Source organism: Bradyrhizobium sp., from assembly GCF_049519115.1.
Taxonomy (GTDB): Bacteria; Pseudomonadota; Alphaproteobacteria; order Rhizobiales; family Xanthobacteraceae; genus Bradyrhizobium.
In genome coordinates this window covers 1-3874 of sequence record NZ_JBEKRB010000164.1, presented here as the reverse complement: position 1 = coordinate 3874, position 3874 = coordinate 1, and the positions used below count along the sequence as shown (strand labels likewise).

Annotated in this window: 5 protein-coding genes; 2 read left to right on the top strand and 3 right to left on the bottom strand. The window is 57.5% G+C overall.

Features of this window, described 5'->3' with window-relative positions; genetic code table 11:
* Nucleotides 1-266 precede the first annotated feature (266 nt).
* Together ABSE61_RS36525 and ABSE61_RS36520 are read right to left on the bottom strand one after the other, a co-directional pair.
* Nucleotides 267-413, bottom strand: a complete 147-nt coding sequence (locus ABSE61_RS36525) for a hypothetical protein (protein ID WP_423875992.1) — start codon at nt 411-413, stop codon at nt 267-269.
* A gap of 57 nt (nt 414-470) precedes the next feature.
* Nucleotides 471-833, bottom strand: coding sequence for a hypothetical protein (locus tag ABSE61_RS36520; protein WP_423876009.1), 363 nt, complete (start codon nt 831-833; stop codon nt 471-473).
* A 703-nt stretch (nt 834-1536) separates the two neighbouring features.
* Here ABSE61_RS36520 and ABSE61_RS36515 point away from each other — a divergent pair.
* Complete coding sequence (locus ABSE61_RS36515; RefSeq protein ID WP_423876008.1) at nt 1537-1719, top strand: hypothetical protein; 183 nt, start codon at nt 1537-1539, stop codon at nt 1717-1719.
* A gap of 245 nt (nt 1720-1964) precedes the next feature.
* Here ABSE61_RS36515 and ABSE61_RS36510 read toward each other — a convergent pair whose 3' ends face one another.
* Nucleotides 1965-2246: a hypothetical protein gene (locus ABSE61_RS36510; protein WP_423876007.1), complete on the bottom strand. Its 282-nt coding sequence runs from the start codon at nt 2244-2246 to the stop codon at nt 1965-1967.
* Nucleotides 2247-2968: 722 nt separating this feature from the next.
* On the opposite strand from ABSE61_RS36510, the gene ABSE61_RS36505 reads away from it, so the two are divergent.
* Nucleotides 2969-3874, top strand: a 906-nt coding sequence (locus ABSE61_RS36505) for a metallophosphoesterase family protein (protein ID WP_423876006.1), incomplete at its 3' end; no start/stop codon positions are given.

Sequence of the window (3874 nt, the reverse complement as noted above, 5' to 3'; positions counted from 1 at the left end):
TGCAGCCACACCGTCGTGAACTGGCCGACGATGAGAAGCACGGTGATCCAATGCAGGGCCATGCTCGTCGGGTCGAAGCGTCCGCTCTTCGCGGACGGCCTCACTACGACCATTCCTCGCGCCGATTCGAAATTTTCGATCATGACCATCTGCTCCAGTCTTCGCTCGATCGGAAGTTCACTGCCGAGAAGACCTGGACGGCGACGACCTTATTCCGGCGCAAAATAATTCGTGTTGGCGGCGTGATCGCGACGCTCGGCGCCGGTTCAAGCCGCCATTAACGCGCTGATAACCAAGACCGGCAGCAGGCCCAGGACGACCGCCCAGACCACGAAGGCGGCGACCATCGAGATGTCCTGCCTCCACATCGCCAAGCGTCCGATCGGATAATTGGAAGCGTGATTGGTGCTCATCGTCATACGTCCTGTTCCTCTTGGCACCCGACGGCAAATCCCGTCGGGCCCGGATCTTCAGCACCCTCGGCAGACGCCTCTCACGATGCGGTCGACCTTCGCGTCTTCCTGATCGAGGCTCAGGCGGGAGCCGATCTCGGCGACATCGACCGCGGTCGGCTGATGGTGACCCACCGGCGCCGACCAAGGTCTGGTCGCTGTCTCGCTTCCCGCCTTCCATGGGCGAACCGACAGCGGCGTCGGCATGACGTCCGACGGGCCGCCATTAACCACGTCGCTCCGTCGAAGTTGTTCGGAGTCCATTCCCACGTCGGGAAGATAGAGCGCGTACGCTCCCGGCTCCCGCTCCTGCGCGAATGCAGGAACCGCGATCGCGGTCGATAGAATTACGGACATGCTAAGAAGAAAACGGTTAGTCATCGTGTGATTCCTCTAGTCCTCATTCGCGCATAGGCGCTTCTGATCACCAGACTCCCGCCAGATTCCAGATATTCCTGAATTCTCGACGATTGGATTTACTTCAAGCCATCGTGAAAAATACGTTTCGCGCGTTCTCGCATTGCGGCCCGGATTGCCCGATGACGGAAGCGACGGGCTGTACGCATATGCGAGCGTAACGTTCACAACGTTGTTTCGGAGCAAGGAAATGGAAATGAGGACCCAGGAATGTCGATAGCCGAATGTGGGACTTTCTCTTGGAGGCAGCGTCGCTGGTCCCGCGTTTCGCCTACGCTTGCGGAGCATCCTTCCTCCAGCCGTCATCCCCGGCTGGGACACTTTTATTTATTCATTGATTCAAGCAGCCCGCGGCGCCAAAGGGCATATCTCAGTGCTCGCCGTTAAAATCTCGATTCGTACCTCAAACGGACGCGCCGAGCCCGGGCAGAGAAGGCGAACTCATGCCAGCACTATCGCAGTTGAAACAGTGGAAGCTGCGCATATTCAAATTGGAACGAGAGGAAGTGTCGGATATTAGCGTCATCGGGTAATAGCAGTGTGGGCAAGGATGCATTTCAATTCTTTTAGATGAGAAGCAAATTAGCGACTCCGTTAGGGGCACGTTACTCTCCTCTGGTCAGTTCGAACGGTGATTTCCTGGCGATTGAGATCGGCGAATACAAAAATGAAACGCGTCAGACAGCGGTCAGAGACCGCAGGCAAGACGTTTCCTAATCTCATCAACTCGCTTATCCAGCGCGCTGAATCTGGCGTGAACGCTTCGGTCATGAAGGCGGAACAAATAGGCAAATATCAGAAACCCGAAAAGCCAATGGTGGTGCTCCAAATATTGAAGGGCATCGTTTGATGCACCCCCGGTGACGTTAATTAGGTTTACCAGGGTGGTCATTTGAATCGTCTCGTGATGGTGAAAGCGCAAAAACTTGCGTTGTGCATCGACATCCTTGCTGAGAGTGACTCGCGCTCCGTTGTTAATATTCCCGAGCGCTTAGGTTTCCAGCCTCTTCCGACGAACGGCCGCCTGGCGCGGCGATCACTACGCTTCCATGACCCGCAGTACGGGAAAGCCGTAAAAGAAACGGCTTCCGAAGCTTATTGCGCCTGGGAAGGGCGGGAGTCGTCGAGCGGGATGACGTTCACTTTCCGAATCGCCTGTTTCAACAGGGCCTCGGCAACGATAGCGACGTGCCACGAATATTTGTCCTGAACCTCGCTTGTGCAAGCGGATAGGACGCCCAAGGTCAGCACCTCATTTTCGATGCGGAGGATTTCGAAGGCTACGAAGAGGCGGTCGTACTCCTCAGCACCAAGGAAATAGTTCAATCGAGCTTGGATGGCCTGTTGTTGGATCTTTGGCGGTTTAAATTGGTCCACTTGCAATAACTCTTTATTGAACCAAACCCGATGCTCCCTAGAAATTCCCGGAATGTCCCGATAGCCATATCAGCGACGCAGCGCCTTCGGCTCCGAGCAGCCCGATGTTGACAACATGAAAAGAGCGAGGGGCTTCTCTTCAGATGGCGATGCAGTCTTGGAGGTGGGCGCTTAAAACATGACGACGTGATCGATCAATATGATCATGATAATTCGTTGACTTGGCTGAACCGAAGACGGCTCTTCGAATCGTCAGTTGGATGTCTTCCCACTATTGCCAGTCGGGAATATTCGGCGGTGGCTGCGGAGTTAAAATGGCGCAGCGATACCACTTTGATGCTGCCGAGGTAGGAATGAATCGGCGCCGCAAGGAGGTTGCTTCCAAGAATGAGATTGAATTCAGATTAGCGAAGTTAAATTGGTATCTTCGACGACTCGTAGAGTGGGCGAAGCTAACCCATGATTTCTGCGACGGCCCAATAGCCGCCAGCAGCGCGGTGTCGTCCGAGCAAGCCTCGCTCTTGCTGCCGTAACTTGGGGCGCTCGGTGCCGACGCTCGGATCGGTCGCCGCCAAGGCAGAGAAGGGCGGTGCGGTCGATAAGTGCCAGAACCCGAGTTGTTTCCGGCCGAGGAATAAAGCCCCTGAACCCCGAGTCTCCCTTGTGCGGCGCAATCCTGCGCCATCCGGAGCCCGCATCCGGCTCCATAGGGAGAATACGATATGGCTAACGATGACGATCGGAAAAGGGGATTAGGTCGCCGCGAAGTGCTGGAATGCATGGTCTGGGCTGGCACCGGCGTCCTTTGGACCGTCACCGGCGGTGTTCCTCACTCCGTCGGGCTGATCGGCGAAGCGGCAGCCGCCGAGCCCGCGACCGGCTTTACCTTCCTGCAAATGAGCGACAGCCACATCGGCTTCGACAAGGCGGCTAATCCCGATGCGCTCGGGACGCTGCGGGAGGCGGTTGCCAAGGTCAAGGCGATGCCGACCAAGCCGTCCTTCATCATCCACACCGGCGACATCACGCATCTTTCAAAGCCCGCCGAGTTCGACAATGCCGACAAGGTATTCGGCGAGACCGGCGTTCAGATGCACTGGGTGCCCGGCGAACACGACATTATCGATGAAGATCGCGGCAAGGCGTATCTCGAGCGCTACGGCAAGGGCGCAAAAGGTGCCGGCTGGTACTCTTACGACGACCACGGTGTGCACTTCATCGGCCTCGTCAACGTCGTCGACCTGAAGGGCGGCGGCCTCGGCAACCTCGGCGCCGAGCAGCTCGCCTGGTTGGAAGCTGACCTGAAGGACAAGTCGGCCTCCACGCCGATCGTGGTCTTCTCCCACATCCCGCTCTACGTCCTCTACAAGGATTGGGGCTGGGGCACCGAAGACGGCCAGCGCGCGCTCGACATGCTCAAGCGTTTCGGCTCGGTCACCGTGTTGAATGGCCACATCCATCAGCTGGCTCAGAAGGTCGAAGGCAACATGACCTTCCACACGGCGTTGTCGACGGCCTTCCCGCAGCCGGTGCCGGGCACGGCGCCCTCGCCGGGGCCGATGCTCGTCCCTGCCGATCAACTCCGCAGCAAATTGGGACTGTCGACCGTCACGGTTGCGCAGGGCAAC